Source organism: Blautia liquoris, assembly GCF_015159595.1.
In the GTDB taxonomy this organism is placed as follows: Bacteria; Bacillota; Clostridia; order Lachnospirales; family Lachnospiraceae; genus Novisyntrophococcus; species Novisyntrophococcus liquoris.
Map to the genome: position 1 here is coordinate 1,495,682 of NZ_CP063304.1, position 24,123 is coordinate 1,519,804.

25 protein-coding genes are annotated in these 24,123 nt (G+C 42.2%); 24 read left to right on the forward strand and 1 reads right to left on the reverse strand.

Going from position 1 to position 24,123, the window contains the following annotated elements; translation table 11 throughout:
- The first annotated feature begins 20 nt into the window (after positions 1 to 20).
- A complete protein-coding gene (locus INP51_RS06820; protein WP_193736954.1) occupies positions 21 to 1,229 on the forward strand; it encodes an NADP-dependent isocitrate dehydrogenase in 1,209 nt (402 codons plus the stop codon).
- 69 nt (positions 1,230 to 1,298) lie between these two features.
- On the opposite strand, the gene abc-f is transcribed toward INP51_RS06820, so the two are convergent.
- Positions 1,299 to 3,227, reverse strand: a complete 1,929-nt coding sequence (gene abc-f / locus INP51_RS06825) for a ribosomal protection-like ABC-F family protein (protein WP_193736955.1) — start codon at positions 3,225 to 3,227, stop codon at positions 1,299 to 1,301.
- Positions 3,228 to 3,469: 242 nt separating this feature from the next.
- Here abc-f and INP51_RS06830 point away from each other — a divergent pair, with 242 nt between their 5' ends.
- The 23 genes from INP51_RS06830 to INP51_RS06940 all read left to right on the forward strand — a co-directional run bounded on the left by INP51_RS06830 (position 3,470) and on the right by INP51_RS06940 (position 24,033).
- Positions 3,470 to 4,126 (forward strand): redox-sensing transcriptional repressor Rex, encoded by a 657-nt coding sequence (locus INP51_RS06830; RefSeq protein WP_193736956.1) that lies wholly within the window; start codon positions 3,470 to 3,472, stop codon positions 4,124 to 4,126.
- Positions 4,127 to 4,172: 46 nt separating this feature from the next.
- On the forward strand, positions 4,173 to 5,690 hold the full coding sequence (locus tag INP51_RS06835) for an NAD(P)H-hydrate dehydratase (protein WP_193736957.1): 1,518 nt from the start codon (positions 4,173 to 4,175) through the stop codon (positions 5,688 to 5,690).
- Positions 5,691 to 5,758: 68 nt separating this feature from the next.
- Positions 5,759 to 6,106 (forward strand): type II toxin-antitoxin system PemK/MazF family toxin, encoded by a 348-nt coding sequence (locus INP51_RS06840; RefSeq protein WP_193736958.1) that lies wholly within the window; start codon positions 5,759 to 5,761, stop codon positions 6,104 to 6,106.
- Positions 6,107 to 6,190: 84 nt separating this feature from the next.
- Complete coding sequence (locus INP51_RS06845; protein ID WP_193736959.1) at positions 6,191 to 6,919, forward strand: YebC/PmpR family DNA-binding transcriptional regulator; 729 nt, start codon at positions 6,191 to 6,193, stop codon at positions 6,917 to 6,919.
- Between the two features lie 57 nt (positions 6,920 to 6,976).
- Positions 6,977 to 7,618, forward strand: coding sequence for a ClpP family protease (locus INP51_RS06850; protein ID WP_193736960.1), 642 nt, complete (start codon positions 6,977 to 6,979; stop codon positions 7,616 to 7,618).
- Positions 7,619 to 7,880: 262 nt separating this feature from the next.
- Positions 7,881 to 8,756 carry an undecaprenyl-diphosphate phosphatase gene (locus INP51_RS06855; RefSeq protein WP_193736961.1) on the forward strand — a complete coding sequence of 292 codons (876 nt, stop codon included), beginning with the start codon at positions 7,881 to 7,883 and terminating at the stop codon, positions 8,754 to 8,756.
- A 16-nt stretch (positions 8,757 to 8,772) separates the two neighbouring features.
- Entirely contained in the window at positions 8,773 to 11,217 is a 2,445-nt protein-coding gene (locus INP51_RS06860; protein WP_230406898.1) for an FtsK/SpoIIIE family DNA translocase, read from the forward strand.
- Between the two features lie 114 nt (positions 11,218 to 11,331).
- Entirely contained in the window at positions 11,332 to 12,219 is an 888-nt protein-coding gene (locus tag INP51_RS06865) for a sulfide/dihydroorotate dehydrogenase-like FAD/NAD-binding protein (RefSeq protein ID WP_193736962.1), read from the forward strand.
- Positions 12,219 to 13,613 (forward strand): NADPH-dependent glutamate synthase, encoded by a 1,395-nt coding sequence (gene gltA, locus INP51_RS06870; RefSeq protein WP_193736963.1) that lies wholly within the window; start codon positions 12,219 to 12,221, stop codon positions 13,611 to 13,613. Before INP51_RS06865 ends, gltA begins: the two co-directional genes overlap by 1 nt.
- Entirely contained in the window at positions 13,610 to 14,089 is a 480-nt protein-coding gene (gene rlmH / locus INP51_RS06875) for a 23S rRNA (pseudouridine(1915)-N(3))-methyltransferase RlmH (RefSeq protein ID WP_193736964.1), read from the forward strand. The genes gltA and rlmH overlap by 4 nt, the downstream gene beginning before the upstream one ends.
- Positions 14,090 to 14,104: 15 nt before the next feature.
- Positions 14,105 to 14,638, forward strand: coding sequence for a phosphatase PAP2 family protein (locus INP51_RS06880; protein ID WP_193736965.1), 534 nt, complete (start codon positions 14,105 to 14,107; stop codon positions 14,636 to 14,638).
- A complete protein-coding gene (locus INP51_RS06885) occupies positions 14,635 to 15,174 on the forward strand; it encodes a DUF2284 domain-containing protein (protein WP_193736966.1) in 540 nt (179 codons plus the stop codon). Before INP51_RS06880 ends, INP51_RS06885 begins: the two co-directional genes overlap by 4 nt.
- 55 nt (positions 15,175 to 15,229) lie before the next feature.
- The gene (locus INP51_RS06890; protein ID WP_193736967.1) at positions 15,230 to 15,508 is read left to right on the forward strand and encodes a YabP/YqfC family sporulation protein; all 279 of its coding nucleotides are present in this window, start codon (positions 15,230 to 15,232) and stop codon (positions 15,506 to 15,508) included.
- Positions 15,509 to 15,539: 31 nt separating this feature from the next.
- Positions 15,540 to 16,784, forward strand: a complete 1,245-nt coding sequence (locus INP51_RS06895) for a sporulation protein YqfD (protein ID WP_193736968.1) — start codon at positions 15,540 to 15,542, stop codon at positions 16,782 to 16,784.
- A complete protein-coding gene (locus INP51_RS06900) occupies positions 16,774 to 17,799 on the forward strand; it encodes a PhoH family protein (protein ID WP_193736969.1) in 1,026 nt (341 codons plus the stop codon). Before INP51_RS06895 ends, INP51_RS06900 begins: the two co-directional genes overlap by 11 nt.
- 5 nt (positions 17,800 to 17,804) lie before the next feature.
- Positions 17,805 to 18,335 carry an rRNA maturation RNase YbeY gene (ybeY, locus tag INP51_RS06905; protein WP_193736970.1) on the forward strand — a complete coding sequence of 177 codons (531 nt, stop codon included), beginning with the start codon at positions 17,805 to 17,807 and terminating at the stop codon, positions 18,333 to 18,335.
- A gap of 88 nt (positions 18,336 to 18,423) precedes the next feature.
- Complete coding sequence (locus INP51_RS06910; protein ID WP_193736971.1) at positions 18,424 to 18,771, forward strand: hypothetical protein; 348 nt, start codon at positions 18,424 to 18,426, stop codon at positions 18,769 to 18,771.
- A 247-nt stretch (positions 18,772 to 19,018) separates the two neighbouring features.
- Positions 19,019 to 19,870, forward strand: coding sequence for a glutamate 5-kinase (gene proB / locus INP51_RS06915; RefSeq protein ID WP_193736972.1), 852 nt, complete (start codon positions 19,019 to 19,021; stop codon positions 19,868 to 19,870).
- Between the two features lie 14 nt (positions 19,871 to 19,884).
- Positions 19,885 to 20,097, forward strand: coding sequence for a DUF896 domain-containing protein (locus INP51_RS06920; RefSeq protein WP_193736973.1), 213 nt, complete (start codon positions 19,885 to 19,887; stop codon positions 20,095 to 20,097).
- Entirely contained in the window at positions 20,075 to 20,626 is a 552-nt protein-coding gene (locus INP51_RS06925; protein WP_193736974.1) for a 5-formyltetrahydrofolate cyclo-ligase, read from the forward strand. The genes INP51_RS06920 and INP51_RS06925 overlap by 23 nt, the downstream gene beginning before the upstream one ends.
- A 70-nt stretch (positions 20,627 to 20,696) precedes the next feature.
- Positions 20,697 to 21,935, forward strand: coding sequence for a glutamate-5-semialdehyde dehydrogenase (locus INP51_RS06930; RefSeq protein ID WP_193736975.1), 1,239 nt, complete (start codon positions 20,697 to 20,699; stop codon positions 21,933 to 21,935).
- A 99-nt stretch (positions 21,936 to 22,034) separates the two neighbouring features.
- Complete coding sequence (locus INP51_RS06935; RefSeq protein WP_193736976.1) at positions 22,035 to 22,979, forward strand: M14 family zinc carboxypeptidase; 945 nt, start codon at positions 22,035 to 22,037, stop codon at positions 22,977 to 22,979.
- Positions 22,980 to 22,998: 19 nt separating this feature from the next.
- Complete coding sequence (locus tag INP51_RS06940) at positions 22,999 to 24,033, forward strand: hypothetical protein (RefSeq protein ID WP_193736977.1); 1,035 nt, start codon at positions 22,999 to 23,001, stop codon at positions 24,031 to 24,033.
- The last annotated feature ends 90 nt before the right edge of the window (positions 24,034 to 24,123 follow it).

Below are 24,123 nucleotides of genomic sequence, written 5' to 3' on the forward strand. Positions count from 1 at the left end.
AGTTTTATCAAGGAGACATTATGAAAAAAATAAGCATGCAGACACCCCTGGTTGAAATGGATGGAGATGAGATGACACGCATCTTATGGCAGATGATCAAAGATGAATTGCTGTTACCATTTATTGATTTGAATACAGAATATTATGATCTGAGTCTGGTTCACCGCAACGAAACTGATGACCAGGTGACCATAGACAGTGCAAATGCGGCAAAGAAATACAAAGTAGCGGTAAAATGTGCAACTATCACTCCTAATGCCGACCGTATGAAAGAATATGACTTGAAAAAGATGTGGAAAAGTCCGAACGGAACCATCCGTGCAATGCTGGATGGCACAGTATTTCGCTCTCCAATCGTGGTAAAAGGAATACAGCCTTGCGTTAAAAACTGGAAGAAACCGATCACAATTGCAAGGCATGCTTATGGAGATGTTTATAAAAATGCTGAGATGGTGATACCTGGACCGGGAAAGGTAGAATTACTCTATGTACCGGAAGATGGAGAGGAGCAGACACTTCTGATTCACGATTTTAAGTCCGCCGGTGTTGTACAGGGACAGCATAACCTAGATTGTTCGATTTCAAGCTTTGCAAAAAGTTGTTTTGAGTATGCGCTTGATACGAAGCAGGATCTATGGTTCTCAACGAAAGATACAATTTCGAAAAAATATGATCACAGATTTAAGGATGTTTTTGCTGATTTATATGAAAATGAATATATGGATAAGTTTAAAAAAGCCGGGATTACTTATTTCTATACGCTGATTGATGACGCTGTAGCACGTATTATGAAATCTGAGGGCGGATTTATCTGGGCATGCAAGAATTATGACGGCGATGTGATGAGTGATATGGTGTCCTCTGCTTTCGGCTCTCTTGCCATGATGACATCCGTTCTTGTCTCTCCCGATGGCTGCTATGAATATGAAGCGGCTCATGGAACCGTGCAGCGGCATTATTACAGACATCTGAAAGGAGAGGAGACTTCCACGAACTCTGTGGCTACGATCTTTGCATGGAGCGGAGCACTTAAAAAACGCGGAGAACTGGATGGGAATCGTGAAATGGTGGAATTCGCCGATCGTTTGGAAAAGGCTACACTTGCCACAATTGAGGGCGGAAGAATGACAAAGGACCTGGCTTTGATAACCACGATAAAAGGACCTGAAATCTTAAACAGCCGGGATTTTATCCTCGCTATACGAGAGATGTTAGAATCAAGGATTTAATAACTAGGTGTTTCATTCAGATATGAGAAGAAAAACAAAGGCTTCTTATGAGGCCATTGTTTCTTCTCTTTATATTGTCTCCTTTTTTTCAGAAAGCTTTTCCCATCTGTCATAAAGTTTTTCCAGCTCTTTTGCAATCATGTCTTTTTCTTTCGAAAGTTCAATGCAGCGTGTCACATTCGTTGAGACTTCAGGACGACTCATCTCTTTGTCCAGTTTGTCATTTTTTATTTCCAGCTCTTCAACTTGTGATTCGCATTTTTTAATTTCATTTTCTAATTTTCTCTGCTCTGCCTGTTCCTGTTTTTGCTTTTTCCAGTCTGTTTTTGAGTCGGCTGCTGTTGAAGATGCTGTAGTTTCATCCTCTGATTTTGGGGCATATGCTTTTGTAAGCAGCTCTCTTTTTTCTCGATAATAATCATAATTTCCAATGTAGTTTACAAGTTGTCCATTTGTAAGTTCTATAATTCTTGTGGCTGTCTGGTTGATAAAATAGCGGTCATGGGAAACATACAAAACTGTTCCGGTATAGTTTGACAGAGCATTTTCCAGGATCTCTTTTGATACAATATCCAGATGATTTGTGGGCTCATCGAGGATCAGAAAATTTGCCTTTGAAAGCATCAGTTTGGCGAGGGAAACCCTCCCGCGCTCGCCGCCGCTCAAACTTTTGATCGGTTTGAATACATCTTCACCGGTGAATAAAAATGCCGCCAGGACATTTCTGATCATTGTATTGTTCAGATCCGGATAGGTGTCGGAAATTTCCTCGAATACGGTCTTTTCCATATGAAGAACATGATGTTCCTGATCGTAATATCCAATCTGTACCTTGCTTCCAAGTGCGAATTTTCCTTCGTCAGGCAAAACAATCTGGTTTAATATTTTAAGAATGGTTGTTTTCCCGGTTCCGTTGTTTCCAATCAGAGCAACGCGCTCCTGACGTTTAATATCGAAATTTATGTCAGAGAATAATCTCTCACAGCCAAAACTTTTTGAAAGATGTTCGACATGCAGAACATCATTTCCGCTGGTGATTTGAGGAGTAAGCTCAATGTGCATATCATCCCGGACTTGTGAGGGTTTATCCAGACGATCGATCTTGTCAAGCATTTTCTCACGGCTTTCGGCCCGTTTAATTGATTTTTCACGGTTGAATGATTTTAACTTTTCGATTACCTCCTCCTGGTGTTTTATTTCCTGCTGCTGGTTCAGATAGGCATTCATAGCAGCATGCCGGATGAGGGCCTTTTTTTCACTGTATGAATGATAATTTCCTTCAAAGCTTAACACTTTTCCACCGTCAATTTCTATTACCTTTGTCACAACACGATCGAGAAAATAGCGGTCATGTGAGACAATCAGCACTGCTCCTGGATAATTGATCAGATAAGTTTCAAGCCAGTTGATCGAGGCCATGTCAAGATGATTCGTTGGCTCATCCAGTAGAATGATATCCGGTTTTGTGATCAATAGTTTTCCAAGAGCAACCCTGGTTTTCTGACCGCCGGAAAGTGTGGATACCAGCTTTGTAAATTCCGATTCTTCGAATCCCAGACCTTTTAAAACACCGGTTACTTCACTTCGATAGGCGTAACCATTGTGCATTTCAAAAGACTGATTTAGACGGGTATAATCTGCCATCAGTTTCTCCAGCTTCCTTTGTGAAGCATTCTTCATCTGCGTCTCAAGAGAGCGGATCTTAGCTTCCATCTCGATGAGGTTTTGCCTGGCACTCAATACCTCTTCGTAGATGGAGCGGGCACCCTTGATATCCTGATGCTGAGAAAGGTATCCGATTGATGTGTCTTTTGCCAGTACGACCTCACCTTCATCGGCTGACATATCGCGCATGATAATCTTTAACATGGTTGACTTGCCGGCTCCATTAATTCCAATCAATGCAGCCTTCTCATGGGCCTCTATATGAAAAGAGGCATTCTTTAATACCTCAGTAGTTCCAAAACTTTTGCTTATATTTTGACATGATAAAATCATTTGAAAATCTCCTTAGTATCCTTTGTACCTGCATATAGTTCTCTGCCAAGAGTCATCAGACTGCTTATAAGTATAACTCATAACTGAGCACTTAGGCAAGGATATTGCCATTTTCCTTTGACAAAGTTATACCATACCACTATAATTAATAATAGCAATTTATGGATGAACTCGGCTATGACAGGCTGATTATAGAAGTTTTATGGAGTTTTTGAGAATATATCCATTTGGAGGGAAAATAGTTGGATGAGAAATTGATTTCAAAAGCTGTGATTCGAAGGCTTCCGCGATATTACCGTTATCTGGGGGACTTACTGGATGATGGGGTAGAACGGATATCTTCGGGTGAACTCAGCAATCGGATGAAGGTAACTGCTTCACAGATCAGACAGGATCTGAATAATTTTGGCGGTTTTGGCCAGCAGGGGTACGGATACAATGTAAGATATTTATATGCTGAAATTGGTAAGATTCTCGGTTTAAATCATACACATAATATGATTATTGTGGGAGCAGGTAATCTGGGACAGGCACTTGCTAATTATAAGTCTTTTGAGAACAGTGGATTTAAAACAGTGGCGTTGTTTGATGTGAATCCGGCCGTCAAAGGCAAAAAGGTTCGAGATATTGAGATTCATATGATGAATGAACTTTCAGAATTTATTCCGGATCATCATGTTGAAATAGCTGCACTGACGCTGCCGAAATCAGAGGCAGTTTCGGTTGCTGAGAAACTGGTTGACTATGGTGTGAAGGCGATTTGGAATTTTGCCCATACAGATCTCAATCTGCTTTTGCCGGAGGATGTTGTAGTTGAAAATGTTCATCTTGCCGAAAGCTTAATGAGATTGTCATATAATCTCACGACCAAAAAGGATTCTAAGGTAGAAGAGAAGTAGGACAAACCTGCATTCGGTACCATACGGACGGTAAAAGGAGAGAGGTATGAAGAAGATAGTAACTGGAGAACAGATGAAAAAGTTGGATCAGTATACGATAAATTCCATGAAGGTACCTTCTTCTGTCCTTATGGAACGAGCGGGCCTTGCGGTTTCTGAGGCGGTTACGTGCAAAAGGTTTTCTGCTGATCGTATTCTGGTTGTCTGTGGGTGCGGAAATAATGGCGGTGATGGCGTTTGTGCTGCCCGGATTCTTCATCTGAAAGGATACAAGGTATCAGTCTTTGTAGCCGGGGATCCCAAAAAATTTAGCGAGGGGATGAGGGAACAGGTAGAAATTGCCAGAAATTATCGGATTAATTTTGTCAAAAATCCTGACTACGCGGAATATACTGTTATCGTGGATGCTGTGTTCGGTGTAGGTCTTTCACGTCCGGTCACAGGGCGGATGAGAGTGATCCTGGGTCAGATCAATGAAAGCCATGTGCCGGTCGTGGCTGTTGATATTCCCTCCGGCCTGAACAGCGATACCGGCACAGTTATGGGTATCGCTGTTCAGGCAGATGTAACAGTGACGATGGCTTATGCAAAGCCGGGGTTATTTCTTCGAGATGGACAAACCCATAGTGGCCATGTGATGGTTGCTGATATCGGTATCTATGATACAAGGCTAAAAAATCAGGATGAAGATAATTTCTGCTTTTTTCGAACAGATAAAGAGGATCTTGGCAGTCTTTTTATAAGACAGGAAAATGGTAATAAGGGAACTTTTGGCAAAGTATTATTAATTGCAGGATCAAAAAATATGGCGGGAGCAGCGCTTCTTTCAGGTGAAGCCTGCATGAGGGCCGGAGCCGGGATGCTTAAATTTTATACGACAAATGAGATCAGGGAGAGTATCTTGTCTAATCTTCCGGAAGCAATGCTGTCTGTTTTTGACACAAAAGAGCCGCTGAGTGAACAGCTGGAAAAGGATATGGAGTGGGCGGACGTAATTGGGATTGGTCCGGGGATATCTACAGAACCATATGCCGGACAGATTCTGGAATATGTATTGAAAAATAAGGGAAATAAACCATGTGTGATAGATGCTGATGCTTTAAATCTGCTCAGCCTACATATGAGCCTGCTTAAATCTGCGGCTCCCCCGTGTATTGTTACCCCTCACATAGGAGAATTTTCCAGACTTACGGGGATGTCTGTATCAGAGCTGTGCTCGGATATTCCAAAAGCAGTTCGGGAATTTGTTCAGGAGTATGGTGTCGTCTGCGTTTGTAAGGATGCAAGGACACTTACTATACTTCCGAATGGATGTGCTTATATTAATACTTCCGGGAATTCAGCACTGGCAACAGCAGGAAGCGGAGATGTACTGACAGGAATAATATTGGGCATTCTCGCGGGCAGTGACAATCATGCAGATATTCGTGTTATTCCACTGGCGGTTTATCTCCATGGAATATTGGGAGAAGCAGCATCGTTTAGACGTTCAAAGGCGGGAGTTATTGCTTCGGATCTGATCGAAGAGCTTACGATACAAAATAAAAAGTTAGAGAATCAATAAATTTGAATACACCCGAATTTTTTGGAAATACTTGAAATAAGCTACATAAAATCGGAGTGTGAAAAAAAGTGATTATAAGAAGAGGAGATATTTTTTACGCGGACTTAAGACCCGTGGTAGGAAGTGAACAGGGTGGTATACGCCCGGTATTGATTATACAAAATGATGTTGGAAACAAGCACAGTCCTACAGTGATCTGTGCTGCGATTACGTCGAAGATGAATAAGGCAAAACTGCCGACACACGTTGAAATTGATTCGTCATCCTATGAGATTGTGAGAGATTCCGTAATTCTTCTGGAGCAGCTTCGCACGATCGACAAACGGCGGCTGAAAGACAAGATTTGTCACTTAAGGCCAGATCTTTTAAGCCAAGTCGATCATGCCTTGAAGATCAGCCTGGATCTTTCCTCTTGAAGATATTTGTCTAAACTTGACGAATGTTAATTTCAGTGTTATATTTTTGAAGAGATACTATATAGAAAGAGAGTTAGAAAAAGCATGTCAGGACATTCAAAGTTTGCAAATATTAAACATAAAAAAGAGAGAAATGATGCCAAGAAAGGTAAGATCTTTACTATACTTGGCCGTGAAATTGTGATTGCTGTAAAAGAAGGCGGCCCTGATCCGGAGAACAACAGCAAACTTCGTGATGTGATTGCTAAGGCCAAGGCGAATAATATGCCAAATGATACAATAGAACGGGGAATTAAGAAAGCTGCAGGCGATTCAAATGCAGACAACTATGAACGTATTACATATGAGGGTTATGGCCCCAGTGGAATTGCGATTATCGTTGAGACTCTTACTGATAATAAAAATCGTACGGCTGCGGATGTCAGGAGTGCTTTTACTAAGGGGCAGGGAAATGTAGGGACCCCTGGATGTGTATCCTTTATGTTTGACAGAAAGGGACAGATTATCATATCTAAAGAAGACTATGTTTCTGATGCCGATGATCTCATGATGAAAGCACTTGATGCAGGTGCAGAAGATTTTTCCGAAGAAGAAGACTGTTATGGGATTATCACGGATCCTGACGATTTTTCAGCTGTGCGTGAGTCACTGGAAAAAGAGAAAATCTTGATGGCTGAGGCAGATGTCACAATGATCCCCCAGACTTATGTGTCTCTTACCGATGAGTCTGACAAGAAGAATCTTCAAAGAACTTTGGATATGCTCGAAGACAACGATGATGTCCAGTATGTTTACACGAATCTGGATGAATAAACAGGCCTTTTCCTGCACATACTTCTTGAAAAAGATCAGACAGGAGTATGTAAAGGTATGGATGAAAAGGTGGAAAATCAAAGCGAAAATTTAGTTGCTACGAAGAGTAATATATATCTGTTATCAATTATTGGTGAGGTAGAGGGGCATGAGGCACTGGGAGACAGAGCTAAGGCGACAAAGTATGAACATATACTTCCTAACCTTGCAAGGGCTGAGGATGATGGCACTATAGAGGGTATGTTAATCCTGCTTAACACTGTCGGAGGCGATGTTGAAGCGGGACTTGCGATTGCAGAGATGATCGCGTCTATGAGTAAACCCACAGTGTCGCTGGTCCTCGGCGGAGGTCATTCAATTGGTGTCCCTTTGGCAGTTTCTGCAGACTACTCATTTATCGTACCAAGTGGAACGATGGTGATTCATCCGGTACGTCAAAGCGGTATGTTTATAGGAGTTCAGCAGTCTTATCGCAATATGGAAAAGACACAGGATCGAATTACAGAATTTATTGCCACACATTCACAGATTACAAAGGATCGTGTTGAGGAATTGATGTTGGACACAAGTATGCTTGTCAAGGATGTAGGGACAATGCTGGATGGACGAGAGGCTGTACGTGAAGGCCTGATCAATGAGGTTGGGGGAATCGCTGAGGCACTTAAGAGGCTTCATGCTATGATTGATGGCACAGAGTAATAATCTAAAGTTCTATGCCTTTTTCATGCGGGCATGAAAAAGAGCACAGGTTTCTTTGTGCGTTTGCACTTTAATGATACCACGGATTGCTCCGCACAAGGTACTCCCGCAATCCGGAAAACATTCGAATTTCACTCCTAATCGGGTTGCATTCTCATGTTTGTTCGGGTCAAAAGGTCATGCTTTTTCATGCGAGCATGAAACGCATGACCTTTTGACCCTGGTATCATACAAATATACATATAGATGGGATGATTTTGTTATGGCTGCCTGGCAGGCATTTTTATTGGGATTGGTACAGGGAATCACAGAATTCTTACCAATCAGCAGCTCGGGACATGTGGTGCTTTTAGAACATCTCCTGGGGATAGAATTAAATAACCGTATTTTATTTGGCGCACTGCTTCATATTGGCACCTTGATTCCGGTGATTTTAGTGTTTAAAAGGGATATTAAGCGCCTATTTTGGGGAATGATACATATTTTTGTGGATCTGATTAAGAACTTTACGATTTGGTTTCACAATAAAAAACATCGTGATGATGTACGTTATCGTAAGATTCTTTCTACAAACTACAGAAAATTCACTGTACTGATTTTGATTTCTCTTATTCCTACTGCGGTGATCGGATATATCCTCCAGAAGATGGCGTCCAGGGCTTTTGACAATCTTCTGGCTCCTGCAATTGGTTTTTTTATTACTGCAATTCTTCTGCTGGTAACAGAAGTTGCATCAAATCAGGCGGAAAAATCACCGAAAGATACCAAGTATCGCGATGCTGTGATTATTGGAGTGTTTCAGGGATTTTCTGTATTTCCGGGTCTTTCACGTGCCGGCGCAACCTTGTCTGCCGGATTTTTGTGTGGATTTTCTCGAAAATATGCGATCAAATATTCCTACATTATGATGATCCCGACTGTTTTGGGAGCAATCGTTGTCGAACTTCAAAATAATACAAGCCGTGTGTCAATCTCAGATGTAGGAAATTATATACTAGGTATCGCCGCCGCATCGGCAGCAGGCTATGTGGCGATCAGATTCATGCTATCGATGGTTAGACAGAAAAAACTTCGATATTTTTCTGCTTATTGTATTCTAGTCGGTGTGGCGGCAGTTGCTGTGAATTTTTTTATGTGAGGGGAGGAACTTTTTCATGGCCAAAACAAAAAAAAGAAAGACGACAAACATGAAGTCGTCGACGAAAAAGAAATCTTCTGCCAGAGGAAAAACCAGAAAAAAGAATAAGAAGCAAAATGAAAGAGGTATACGCCTTGAAATCTCAGCACTGTTGGTTTTGGCGGGCTGTCTTTTGCTAATGTTGGCTAATTTTGGCCTTGGCGGGGCGTTAGGAGGAGCTGTCAGCTCTTTTTTCTTTGGCTTGTTTGGACTGTCTTCCTATGCATTTCCCATTGTGCTTTTTGTCGGTACAGCATTTGTGATTGCAAATTGGGACAGCCATCTGCTTATCCGAAAAATGTGTGGGAGCATAGCGTTCTTTGCCATGTTCTGTGGATTTCTCCAACTGCTGACCATTGGATATGAGAGGGGTGCCTCTGTCATAGATTATTATACGGACAGCTCAGCCGGCAGACTCGGCGGTGGAATTCTCGGTGGAATTCTTGTTAAGTGGCTCGGCTTTGCGTTTGGAAAAATTGGAGCGTATATAGTTTTGGTGACAGGAATGGTTATCGCTGCGATCGTGGCAACTCAAAGACCTCTCCTTGAAACAGCACGCAGATCGGGAACTAAAGTTTTGTCAACTGCGAAAATTCAGCGTAAAAAGCTCACGGAAACAATAAGAATTCAAAAAGAAGAAAAAGCTAAGACGAAAGAAAAACAAGATACAAAACCGGATGAAAACTTGCAGTCAGAAGAGGAGGCAGAAGAAACAATACATGAACGGTTTCCGGATTTTGTAATAACCAGAAGTGAAGAACCTATACAAACGTATGCAGATGATACTTTGAAAGAGGCGGTATATGAAGATCATGCGGAAACTGCAGCTGCACAGATACCGGAGATAGAAAGGGAGAGAGGTAAATCTGCAAAATCCGTAATAGAAGGAAAATCATTCGACATACAGGATATGAAAGAAGAGGTTTCAGTTACAAACAATAAAAAGAAACCGAAATATAAATACCCTCCAGTATCACTTTTAAAAAGAGGAAAAGGGGGTAAGCTGGGTGATTCAGACAGTCAGTTGAAAGCTACAGCCAATAAGCTCCAGGAAACTCTCGACAGTTTCGGTGTCAATGTGACCGTTTCAAATGTAAGCTGTGGGCCCACTGTGACGAGATACGAACTTCAGCCAGAGCATGGAGTGAAAGTAAGCAAAATTGTAAATCTTGCCGATGATATTAAGCTCAATCTGGCCGCGGCAGATATTCGAATTGAAGCTCCGATTCCGGGCAAGGCAGCTGTGGGTATTGAGGTGCCAAATTCAACGAATAGTACGGTAATGCTAAGAGATCTGCTGGACACTCCAGAATTTCGAAAATCCTCATCAAATCTCGCATTCGCTGTTGGAAAGGACATTGCTGGGGAACCCGTGATTACGGACATCGCAAAGATGCCTCATCTGCTAATTGCAGGTGCGACAGGATCTGGTAAATCCGTCTGTATCAATACCTTGATTATGAGCATATTATATAAATCCAGTCCGGATGATGTAAAACTTATCATGATTGATCCCAAGGTGGTGGAACTTTCAGTGTATAACGGAATTCCACATCTGTTTATACCCGTAGTTACTGATCCCAAAAAAGCTGCCGGTGCACTGAACTGGGCAGTATCTGAGATGACAGATCGCTATAATAAATTTGCCGATTATCACGTTCGTGATATCAAAGGATATAATGCAAAAGTTGAAAAAGCGATACCTGTCGAAGGACAGGAAATACCCGAGAAACTTCCACAGATTGTAATTATTGTGGATGAGCTTGCAGATCTTATGATGGCTGCTCCCGGTGAAGTAGAAGATGCAATCTGCCGTCTGGCACAGCTGGCAAGAGCCGCAGGTCTGCATCTGATTATAGCGACACAGAGACCTTCTGTGAATGTAATCACTGGTCTGATTAAGGCGAATATGCCATCCAGAATTGCTTTTTCGGTATCATCCGGTGTGGATTCGAGAACAATTCTGGATATGAATGGAGCAGAGAAACTTCTCGGAAAGGGCGATATGCTCTTTTATCCTCAGGGGTATCAGAAACCGGCCAGACTGCAGGGCTCTTTTGTATCAGACAAAGAGGTGGCTGATGTGGTAAAGTACCTCTCGGAAAACTCCAAAGATATTAGTTATGATGAAGAACTTCAGCAGAAAATTGAAGAAAGTTCCCCAGTTGGGACAGCTACCTGCGAGTCCGCAGGCAATAACCAGGATAAATATTTTGTTGATGCAGGAAAGTTTATTATTGAAAAAGACAAAGCGTCGATTGGTATGCTCCAGAGGATGTTTCGAATTGGATTTAACCGTGCTGCCAGAATTATGGATCAGCTGCACGGGGCAGGTGTAGTCGGACCAGAAGAAGGGACTAAACCGCGTAAGATTCTAATGACTTTGGAGGAATTCGAGGAATATCTGAAACAGCAGGATTAGATTTGTGTTGCCTGTTTTTTGTTATTGTGATAAACTGTTAGACGGAACCAATATGGTGTTGTATTTTACAAGATGTTAAGCTTGATTATAATAGTAAAAATCTAGGAGGAAGTTATGTACAAGATTCTTAATGCAGAAAAATTGGCTTCGAATATAATTTCAATGGATATTGAAGCTCCACGAATTGCAAAGCACTGTCTGCCGGGACAATTTTTGATTGTGAAGGTGGATGAAGTAGGGGAGCGTATCCCGCTTACAATCTGTGATTACGATTCCGATAAAGGGATCGTGACAATTGTCTTCCAGCCTATTGGTGCTTCTACCAGAAGAATGGCGGATTTTCATGCAGGAGATTTCTTTGAAGATGTGGTCGGACCATTGGGACAACCTTCAGAATTCACTAAGATGGATATAGATGAACTCAAAAAAAAGAAAATTGTTTATGTCGCCGGTGGTGTTGGAACTGCACCTGTTTATCCTCAGTTAAAGTGGCTTTATGAGCATGGCATCACAGCAGATGCGATTGTCGGAGCAAAGACTAAAGACCTCATTATTCTGGAAGATAAATTGAAAGAAGTGTCTAACCTCTACCTGACCACTGATGATGGATCTTATGTCAGGAAAGGTATGGGGACTGATGTTCTGCGTGACCTTGTGGAGAATCAGGGAAAACATTATGATGTCTGCGTGGCAATTGGGCCTATGATCATGATGAAATTTGTATGTGTTCTGACAAAAGAACTGGAAATTCCTACGATTGTCAGCATGAATCCCATTATGGTGGATGGGACTGGCATGTGCGGAGCCTGTCGTCTTCTCATTGACGGAGAAGTTAAGTTTGCCTGTGTCGATGGACCAGAATTCGATGGACATAAGGTGGACTTTGATCTTGCCATGAAACGTCAGCAGATGTATAAGACCGATGAGGGAAGAGCGTTACTGGAAGAAGAGGAAGGTGATACACATCATGGTGGATGTGGACTGTGTGGAGGTGACAAATAATGGCTGATGTATTAAAAAAAGTACCTGTCAGAGAGCAGGATCCAAAAGTCCGTGCGACTAACTTTGATGAGGTATGTTTAGGATATAATCAGGAAGAAGCAACAGAAGAATCTATTCGATGCCTGAACTGTAAAAACGCCAAATGTATTCAGGGTTGTCCGGTATCGATTAATATTCCTGCATTTATTCAGGAAGTGAAAGGTCAAAATATAGAAAAGGCATATCAGATTATCAGTAACTCGAGTGCCCTTCCGGCAGTCTGTGGTCGTGTATGCCCGCAAGAGAGCCAATGTGAGGGAAGATGTATCCGCGGAATCAAAGGAGAACCAATTTCTATTGGGAAGCTGGAACGTTTTGTGGCCGACTGGGCCAGGGAACATAATATCAAACCTGAACCTCCGAAGGAAAAGAACGGACATAAAGTTGCCGTAATTGGATCAGGCCCAGCGGGCCTTACCTGCGCCGGAGATCTTGCAAAATTGGGGTATGATGTGACAATCTTCGAAGCCCTTCACAAAGAAGGCGGTGTGCTTGTCTATGGTATTCCTGAATTTCGTCTTCCAAAGGATGAGGTAGTTGCGGCAGAAGTTGAAAACGTAAAATCTCTCGGTGTTAAGATAGAGACAGATGTCATCATAGGAAGATCTGTGACAATTGATGAATTGATGGAGGACGAAGGATTTGAGGCCGTATTTATCGGTTCCGGAGCCGGTCTTCCTATGTTTATGGGGATTCCCGGAGAGCAGGCGAATGGTGTGTTTTCCGCAAACGAGTATCTTACCAGAAACAATCTTATGAAAGCTTTTCGCAGCGATTATGATACGCCGATTGTAAAAGGGAAAAAAGTCGCTGTTGTAGGAGGCGGAAACGTTGCTATGGATGCTGCCAGGACAGCTTTGAGGCTTGGTGCAGAAGTTCATATTGTCTATCGCCGTTCGGAAGAAGAGATCCCGGCCAGAACAGAGGAAGTTCATCATGCAAAGGAAGAGGGAGTCGAATTTAATCTTCTTTCGAATCCTGTTGAGATTATCACTGATAAAAATGACTGGGTGAAGGGAATTCGCTGTATTCGCATGGAACTTGGCGAGCCTGACGCATCGGGCAGAAGACGTCCCGTAGAGATCCCGGGATCAGAATTCGAACTTGAAGTGGATACTGTTATTATGGCACTTGGAACATCTCCTAATCCGCTGATTTCGTCGACAACAATTGGTCTTGATACAAATAAAAGAAAATGTATCATTGCAAATGATGAAGACGGACAGACATCAAAAGAAGGAGTCTTTGCCGGCGGCGATGCAGTGACTGGATCGGCAACTGTAATTTTGGCTATGGGTGCAGGAAAGGCTGCGGCTAAGGGAATTGATAAGTTCTTATCTGATAAAAATAAATGAAAGTCACGATTCTGGCAGTCGGAAAGGTAAAAGAGAAGTATTTGCGAGACGGCATTGCTGAATATGCAAAACGTCTCAGCAGATATTGTAAACTAGAAATTATTGAGGTCCGTGATGAAAAAACACCGGATCATCTGTCAAGAGTGGAAGAATCGCTGATCAAAGCAAAGGAGTCAGAGCGGCTCTTGCGCTATATTCACGAGGATGATTATGTCGTTGCTCTCGCAATTCATGGAATCATGTTGGATTCTGTCGGCTTTTCAAAGCAGATTGAGAGACTGGGTATTTCCGGGATCAGCCATATTGTGTTTGCAATTGGCGGATCTTTGGGTTTGTCCGAGGAGTTTCTTAAAAGAGCAGATTATAACCTAAGTTTCTCGAAACTGACATTTCCGCATCAACTCATGCGTATGATTTTACTGGAACAGGTTTATCGTGGATACCGGATTATGAATCATGAACCCTATCATAAATGACTGGCAGGTGCTTGAATGGAATTTATCGGACAATGGGATGTTTCTATTTTACTATGGATTCAAGAAATATTAAGAAGTGATACCATGACCGTCTTTTGGAAGGCGATCACTTGGTTAGGAGACGGCGGAAAGATATGGATTCTTTCTGCCGTAATACTTTTACTGCGTAAGAAGACCAGACAAACCGGATTTCTGGTACTTCTGGCGCTTTTGATTTGCAACATTGCCACGAATGATATCTTTAAAGAAATCTTTAAACGCCCAAGACCATTTCGGAGTATAGATACACTGGTTCCGCTGATACAGAAACCGGGAAGTTATTCTTTCCCTTCGGGCCATACCAGTTCATCGTTTTGTGCAGCGTTTGTCTATTTCAAAAAACTTCCAGGAAAGTGCGCTGTCCTTGCATTGCTTCTGGCGGCAATGATCGCATTCTCAAGAATTTATCTGGGCGTTCATTATCCGAGTGATATACTCGGTGGCGTTATACTTGCCTATATAGTAAGTATTGTAGTGTGTCATATAGAGTTTAAGGAGCAGTTGTCATGACAAGAGAAGAATTAGAATCATTTATCACCCAATTTCCAATTTATCAGTATGCATTTATCAATCCCCGTGAAATTGAGTTTTCTGATAAAGTGCGTACAATATGTAAGAAAGAATGTCCTAGGTATGGCAATACCTGGTCCTGTCCGCCGGCTGTCGGCAGTGTCGAGAAGTGTAAGATGAAATGCCAGGAATATGATCATGCTCTGTTTTTTTCGTCCGTATCAGATATCACTGACATTACAAATATGAAGGATACACTTAAAACTCAGGAAGAGCATGAAAAACTCACCACAATTATTAATGATTATCTGAGAGAGCAATGTATGCTCACATTTGCGCTCTCTTCAGAATCTTGTTCTGCCTGTGAAAAATGTTCCTATCCAAAAAGTCCCTGCAGGCATCCGGAATCTATGCATCCATGCATTGAGAGCCAGGGAATCGTAGTGCCTGCACTGATCGAACAGAACAGGATGGATTACTTTCTGGGCGAGAGATATGTCCTGTGGTTTTCCATAATTTTCTATAAAGAGGCATAATCTGCAGATCTCGTACATATAGTATTCAAGAAAACAGGTTTGAAGGTCCGGTGGAATGATGAAAAAAATGAACAACATCGGTTCATCATGGCTAGGCCGCATGCAGATACCTCCGGATCTGGCTTATCAGGAGTCCGTCATTACTTTCTGGGGAAAAAGGGAAGTAAGTATAGAAAATTATCGGCATATTCTGGAATACAGATGTGGCAGGATTGTTCTGCTTCTTAAGAACGGGAAACTATGCATCAACGGTACAAACCTGATCATCACGAAATATAGTCAGGAGGAAATGAAAATCTCCGGTCAGATACATGAGATAACATTCGAGAGTTGAATGATACCAATCTCTGAGAGGAGGAGTACTCATGAATCAGCTGATCCGGTTTTGCAGGGGTTATGTCCGTCTGCGTCTGTCCGGCAGAATGCCCGAGCGTTTTTTGAATTTATGTGCTGCAAATCAGATCGAACTGTGGGACCTTCTTTATGTAGATGACTCTTATCAAATTACTATGTCTATCTCGGATTTTCGAAGGCTTGGGCCACTCTGCCACAAGGCTGGCTGCAGATATCATATCCTTGAGAAGCATGGAATGCCCTTCTTTTTTTATAATAACAGAAAAAGGAAGGGATTTTTTGTTGGATTCCTCTTTTTCTGTGGGCTTCTCTACATGATGTCCTGTTATATCTGGAATATTCATATAGACGGCAATTATGCTAATAGTACGAATACAATTCTGACTTTTTTAGAGCAGAAAGGTGTATATCATGGGATCCGAAAAAAGGGAGTAAGCTGTCAGGACATCTCTGCTGAGGTCAGGGCTGCATTTCCGAATGTCACATGGGTATCGACAAGAATCATGGGAACGCAGCTTTTGGTTGATATTAAAGAGAATGTAGATGGATATAAAGAGAGGCCAAAGGACGAAAAAGATGAGGCACCCTGTGATCTTGTAGCTTCAAGTGAAGGGGAAGTAGTAAAAATTATCACGAGAAGTGGCATCCCGAAAGTGACAGAAGGGTCAGCTTGCAAAAAAGGGGATCTTCTTGTAACAGGTGAAATTCCGATCTTAAATGATGCAGGGGAGACCATACAGTACGAATATGTTCATGCAGACAGTGATATCTTTTTAAAGACAAAGTACTATTATTATAAAGAATTCAAGAGAAAGTATACACATCGTACCTACTCAGATAAATTGTCAAAGTATCCATTTCTGGAGATTGGAAATATAAGGATGGATACTACAAAATTAATAAAAGATGAGGGAACGTCTGTCAACTATGAGAATCGCCATCAGCTGTTTTTGACCGAAAACTTTGCTCTGCCCGTCTACTATGGAAATACCACCAGACGAGAGTATACAAAAAGTGAAAAACTTTATCCAAACGAAACCTGTAAAAAAATTGCCAACAAGCAGCTGCAGCAATATCTGGATGGATTAAAAAAAATGGGGGTACAAATTCTGGGAAATGATGTTAAAATAGATATTACGGATACTGCATGTATCGCGAAGGGTGAGGTGACCGTCGTTTTACAGGCAAAGAAGGAGATCCCCTGCACGATACAGGAGGCATCACCCGGAAAGGATAATTCTTTGGATGAACAATAATATTATAGAATGCCGGATGGATTTTCCGGCTGAACATGAAAAAAATATATTCGGTCAGTTTGATGAACATGTCAAATCATTGGAGAAGACTCTGAATGTCTCGCTGATCGCAAGAGATGGGCAGCTCAAGATTATAGGGGATGAGGCGAATGTGCATCAGGCTGAAAAGTGTCTTGGACAGCTTAAAGAGCTTTCGCTTCGAGGTAACGAAATCACAGCACAGGATGTGAATTATGTTCTTGCACTTTCTATGGAAGATCAGGAATCTGCGATTGTGCAGCTCGACAGCGATCTCATCTGCAATACGATCAATGGGAGGCCGGTGAAACCCAAGACAATCGGTCAGAAGAAATATGTTGATCAAATTCGCGGCAATATGATTACTTTTGGAATTGGACCTGCTGGCACAGGAAAAACATATCTGGCTATGGCTATGGCAATTACGGCATTTAGAAGTGATGAAGTGAGCCGCATTATTCTTACAAGACCTGCTATAGAGGCGGGAGAAAATCTGGGATTTCTCCCCGGGGATCTTCAGTCCAAGGTCGATCCCTATCTGAGACCTCTGTATGATGCACTGTATCAGATCATGGGAGCAGAGAGCTTTCAGAAAAACATGGAAAAAGGTCTGATAGAAGTAGCCCCGTTGGCGTATATGAGGGGTCGCACATTGGACAATGCCTACATCATACTTGATGAAGCACAGAATACAACTCCGGCTCAGATGAAGATGTTTCTGACGAGAATCGGATTTGGTTCTAAAGTCATTGTTACCGGTGACGTGACTCAAAAAGACCTTCCAATGGGTACGAAGTCAGGACTTGACGTTGCATTGCAGGTGCTTAAAAAAGTAGAGGGAATTTCTTTTTGCGAGCTTACAAGCAAAGATGTCGTCCGTCATCCGCTTGTTCAGAAAATTGTACAAGCTTATGAAGTTTACGAAAAACATAGCAACAAACAAGTCAGAGGACAAAACTACAATCATAAGAACAGCAAAAAAGGAGGACGGAGATAGTAGATATGACGTTACAGTTGGAAAATGAACAAGAGGTTGAACTTCCTTTTGATTATGAAAAACTGGCGAAAACCGTGATAGGTGAGGTTCTTGAAACAGAAAAATGTCCTTATGAGTGTGAGATATCAATGACCTTATCAGATGATCAGAATATACGCCGAATAAATAAAGAATTCAGGCAGCTGGACAAGCCCACAGACGTGTTGTCATTTCCGCTTGTAGATTTTATAAACCCTGCTGATTATGACATTCTTGAGGCTGATGGATGGGAAGAATATTTCAACCCTGAGACGGGAGAGATGATGCTCGGGGATATTGTTATTTCTGTAGAGAGGGCGGTAAAGCAGGCAGAGGAATACGGCCATAGTCTTAAAAGAGAGTTTGCATTCCTGACGGTCCACAGCATGCTGCATTTGCTTGGATATGACCATATGGAGCCGGAAGAGGCAAAAGTTATGGAGAGAAAGCAGGCTGCTGTGTTGGATAACTTAGACATAAGAAGAGAAGAGGGACAGCTTCCTGGCGATATTGACTGATTAAAAGTATCATGGAATAAATATTCGTAAACGGGCGATACTATTAGATAGAAACATATGGAAAAAAACCCACAAAGGAGTGAATGAGATGAAAAAAGTATCCTATGGTATCGTCTGGGTCTGTATCGTGCTTCTAATATGCATGGCATATTACGGAAGTTACGAAATGGGACAGAGAAGAGAGCAGAAACGCACAGCAGACGAACGTATGGAGAACGAGACACAGGAGGTTAACAGCGACGGCAAATACGAGTATGTATTAAAGGAAGAGGACGGAGAGGTCAAGGTCTATGAATCGGATGGGACGACACTCTATGAATCCACCGGAATACCTGTATCCACACTGCCAGGTAAAATGCAGGATGAAATAACAGACGGAAAAACAGTCCGTGACAGTTCATCACTCTACAGCTTTCTGGAGAACTATTCCAGCTGATATAAGACATGATTTTGGACAGACTGTGGCGCGGTCTGTCCTTTTAACGAAAAAATGCCCGTAACCGGGCAAAAACCGTGGGGCACACGGGGATAGCCTGCAGATACTTAGCCCGTTGGGGCTATTGAACAGGAAGCCCTCACTTCAAAATCATGAGATTTAAGTGGTGGGAGTAGGTCACAATGCTTGCACAAAACTGATATCTGATGTTACAATTAAAATATAGAAAAAGAAAGCAGGTATTTGCATGGATATTAGGGAGCAGCTGAGCCAAAAGAAACGGATTGTAATCAAAATCGGTTCTTCTTCTCTTGCTCATAAGGAGACTGGATCCCTGGATTTAATAAAGCTGGAAATTCTCGTAAGAGAGATCAGTGATCTTAAAAATCAAGGAAAAGATGTAGTATTAGTCTCCTCAGGAGCGATTATGGTCGGAAAGCATACATTGGGTTTCACAGACAGACCAAAGAAAAAATCTGAGAAACAGGCATGTGCTTCTGTCGGACAGGCCAGACTTATGATGATATATCAAAAATTGTTTATGGAATATAATCAGACGGCCGGTCAGGTGCTGATTACAAAAAACACAATGGTAAATGATTTAAACCGTTTCAACGCTAAAAACACCTTCTGTGAATTGATGTCACTTGGAGTAATTCCGATTGTAAATGAAAATGATACAATTTCAACCTATGAGATTGAGTTTGGCGATAACGATACCTTATCTGCAGTAGTCGCTGCACTGATTGATGCAGATCTTTTGATTTTGCTATCTGACATAGATGGACTGTATACAGATGATCCTCATAAGAATCACAATGCTCGATTCGTAGATGTCGTAGACTCTCTGGACGAGAATCTCATCTCTATGGGAAAGGAAAGTACGGGAACGGACGTCGGAAGCGGAGGGATGGCTACGAAACTGCAGGCTGCCCGGGTGGCGACAGCTGCTGGGACGGATATGATCATAGCAAATGGTGAGGATTTTCATATCATTCATAGGCTCATCCGTGGCGAAAAGTACGGTACTATATTTCCCGCTAAAATAAAGGATGAATATTTTTTGATTGATTATCTGGACAAACTGAAAAATGACTAAGGAGTTGGCTGAATATGGATATAAACAGAATTAATGAATTGGCAAGAAAAGAGAAGAGAGAAGGTCTTACGCCAAAAGAGAAAGAGGAACAGCAGAGACTTCGCAGAGAATATGTAGAAGCTGTAAAAAGAAATCTGCGTTCCCAGCTGGATGATATAAATATACAAGAGACGGATGGATCCATCACAAATCTGGGTGAAATGCATGCACGAAAAAAAGGAAATTAGAAAACAGATTTTTAAGCTGCGCGAAGAGGTATCCAAACAGCAGATAATCCTGGATAGTCATAAGATTACAGAAAAGATTATCCATATGAGACAATTTGCAGAGGCACCATGTATCTTTGCCTATATGGATGTAAGAGGCGAGGTTATGACAAGAGAACTGATCCGTCGTGCCTGGGATGAGAACAAAAAAGTTGCGGTTCCTAAAGTTCTGGGTGAAAGCCTGAAATTCTATTACATAACAGAGTTTTCCCAGTGTACACTGGGTTGTCTTGACATTCCGGAGCCGGACTCCAATGGGTCAGAGGCTGTATGCGATGGTGCTTTTATGATTATGCCTGGAATGGCTTTTGACCGGCAGCGGCATAGAGTTGGATACGGCGGCGGATATTATGACAGATATCTTGAGAAAAATCGTTGCTGTATTTGTGCAGCGGTGGCTTTTTCCTGGCAGGTCCAAGAACATGTGCCTTATAATTCCTATGATATAATACCTGATTATCTGATTACAGAAAAAGAAATAATCGGATGACGAGAATTGCGAGAGCTAATAGAATGTAACCACCATGAATTATAAGTGGGAAAAGAAAGGAGATCGTTGAATGAATCTGAACGAAATCGGCATTAATGCAAAAAATAGTGAATATTTGATTAGCAGACTCACGGCGGCAAAGAAAAATGAAGTTTTGACAGCGTGCGCCAATGCTCTGCTTGAGGGAAAAAACCGTATTCTCGCAGCAAATGAATGCGATATGAAGCATGCCACTTCTCTGCCGCTGCCCATACAGGATCGACTTCTTCTGACATCTGAAAGACTTTGTGCCATGGCAGATGGTTTAACACAGATTGCAAAACTTCCGGATCCAATCGGAGAAGTGCTTGGCATGGAGACACGTCCGAATGGTCTGATGATTGGACAGAAGAGAGTTCCGCTGGGAGTTGTGGGGATGATTTATGAAGCACGCCCGAATGTGACGACAGATGCTTTCGGACTTTGCTTTAAGACTGGAAATGTAGTGATTTTAAAAGGTGGAAGTGATGCCATATGCTCTAACAAAGCGATTGTCAGTATTTTGCGGGAAACACTCCAGCATGAGGGGATTGCACAGGATGCTGTTGCACTGATTGAAGATACCTCTCATGAGACGACCGCACAGTTTATGAAGATGAATCAGTATGTGGATGTCCTGATACCCAGAGGAGGAGCGGGACTAATAAGATCTGTTGTGGAGAACAGCACGATCCCTGTCATTCAGACAGGGACGGGAAATTGCCATGTCTATATCGATGTGTCGGCGGATCCTGCGATGGCAGAAGACATTGTTGTGAATGCAAAGACACAGCGCACGGGTGTCTGCAATGCCTGTGAATCTCTTGTTATACATGAATCTATGTTGGAGAAAGTCCTTCCGGACCTTTCAAAAAGACTCGATGGACTTCACGTGGAGATGAGGGCGGATGAGAAAGCTCTTCCCTATGTAAAAAACGGAATACCAGCCGAAGAAAAAGACTGGGGAACAGAATACCTTGACAGCATCATCTCCATTAAGACGGTCAAAGATATTGGCGAGGCAATTGCCCACATCAATAAGTATAATACAAAACACTCTGAATCTATTGTGACAAGCAATTATTTTCACGCACAACAGTTTCTGGATGAGATAGACGCGTCGGTTGTCTATGTCAATGCATCTACGCGATTCACAGACGGAAATGAATTCGGTTTCGGAGCCGAGATTGGAATCAGTACACAGAAACTTCATGCCCGAGGCCCAATGGGTCTTAAGGCTCTTACAACAACAAAATATATCGTGTATGGAAACGGCCAGATCCGGCCATAAGAAAGTCATAAAATATGGATTAGGATCATAGAATAGTATGTATGATACCGGGGAAATGTGTGGTATCAGTATAAAACTATTGGAGGTTTAACTATTCTTATGATTAATCTGAATCAGCACTTTTCTTATCAGGACATTGTGATGTATCTGCAGATGCTGGCCGATCAGTTTCCTGAGTTTACGATTTACAGAAGTATCGGAATATCTCATGATGAGCGCGAAATTCCTATGATGAGAATTGGATTTGGCATGGAAACATTGATCTGTACTGCAGGTATTCACGGAAAAGAAAATATCAACCCCCCTGTTTTTCTGAAAATGATCGAGGATTATTGTATGGCTTATCACGCGCACAGACTGATTGAAGGCATAGATGTTCACACCCTGTTGAATCAATACTCAATCTGTTTCATTCCTCTTTTGAATCCGGATGGATATGAGATTGCAATGTATGGTTTCGATGCGATTCACAATCAGCTGCTTCGAAGAATGTGCCGTCGGAGTAAAATTCATTCAAAAGATTGGAAATACAATGCGAAGGGTGTTGATATCAATCGTAATTTTCCGAGCAGATCTTATATTCAGCAACAGCTTTCTGAATATCCTGCCAGTGAACCGGAGACGAAGGCTTTGATAGGAGTTTTCAGAGATTATGAGACACTGGCGTATCTTGATTTCCATTCAAGCGGGAACGTCATATATTATTACAGACAAGCTATGCCATACACATATAATATTCACTGCCGTCATCTTGCCAGCGCTCTGACTCGTATATCTGGTTTTGCTCTAGGAAAAAAGGAGGAAGAATTCATGTCCAGCTTAAACGGAGGCAATTCCGTACACTTTTATTCTGAATCCACGGGCAGACCGGCCATAACTGTTGAGACAGTAAAAGATGATGCATCCTATCCACTCTCAATTGCTTATCAGAGTGATACATACAGGCAGATTCACAGAATGCCGCTGGCTCTTCTGAGGGATTTAAGACCGATGGGCTGTTATGCCATACTCCCAGCTTTGAGGAACAAAAGCTTTCCGCACTAAAATAAGTCTTATCTGGTTTATGAACAGGGAAAAACAGATATTTTTACGGATGCCGCCCTGGACCAGATCTTCAAAGATTCTACTGGAATTCCACGCAGAAGCAACCGAACCTGTGAAAAAGGCAGTGGACACAAATTCAGAATCCCCCTCAGCGGTTTCTGAATCTATCAAAGACAGCAATTCTGGACATTCTTCATCTGCTTCTGAGCATAGCAAAGAGAATAAGCATATTTCCGGCTATGTATTCAGTGCCGATGAAAACATCATGTACCTGGACACAGAGAATCCCGGTCCCAGAAAGTATCCTCATGAGGGGGAAGACCGTCAGGTTGCCTTTGATATCAGCAATGCAGTTATTGACATTGAAAATGATCCTGTTATAAATATCCCGACCTTGCGGACATCACTCAGCGTTGATGTGGATTATTTTGAAAAGGATGGAAAAAACATCGCAACTTATGTAAGTGGTTACGGCGCAGAAGTCGCCCCCCTCGATCCAGCGTTTAGCACTGCGAATGGGTATTTGTTGAAAGTTGAAGATAATCTCATCTACATTGATCCGCTTAATCGCGGCTCCAGGAAGTATCATGGAGAAGGAGAAGATCGGGCAATGATATTCGATGTGAGCAAGGCCGAGCTACATTTCCCAGAGGGTATGGATGCAAAATTGCAAGCCGGAATAGACGTTGATATCACATATCAGATTAAAAATGGAAAAAATATTGCATTTCATATCGTAAGTGATGGGAAGGTGATCAATCCGCACGCTGCCGACGAGCAGCAGACCTCCGGCTTTGTTTTAAATACTGGTGATAACATCATGTACCTGGACACTGAAAATTCAGGTGCAAGAACTACTCCAAATGAAGGCGAAGACCGGGCTGTTGCCTTTGACTTATCAGAGGCTGATATCGAAATCGAGAGAAGTGAGCTGACAGACAACAGAAATCTCAGACCTGGTCTATGTGTGAATGTCAGTTACTATGTCAGGGATGGCAAAAACATTGCGACTTATGTCCACAGCGATGGTGTTGAAGTCGAAGCGAAGAATTAACTATAGACGATTCCTGATAAGCTGAGAGGTCGGAATCAGAAGTATAGAAAAGTATAACATAGTCGTTTTTTCGACCGAGAAAAGCGACTA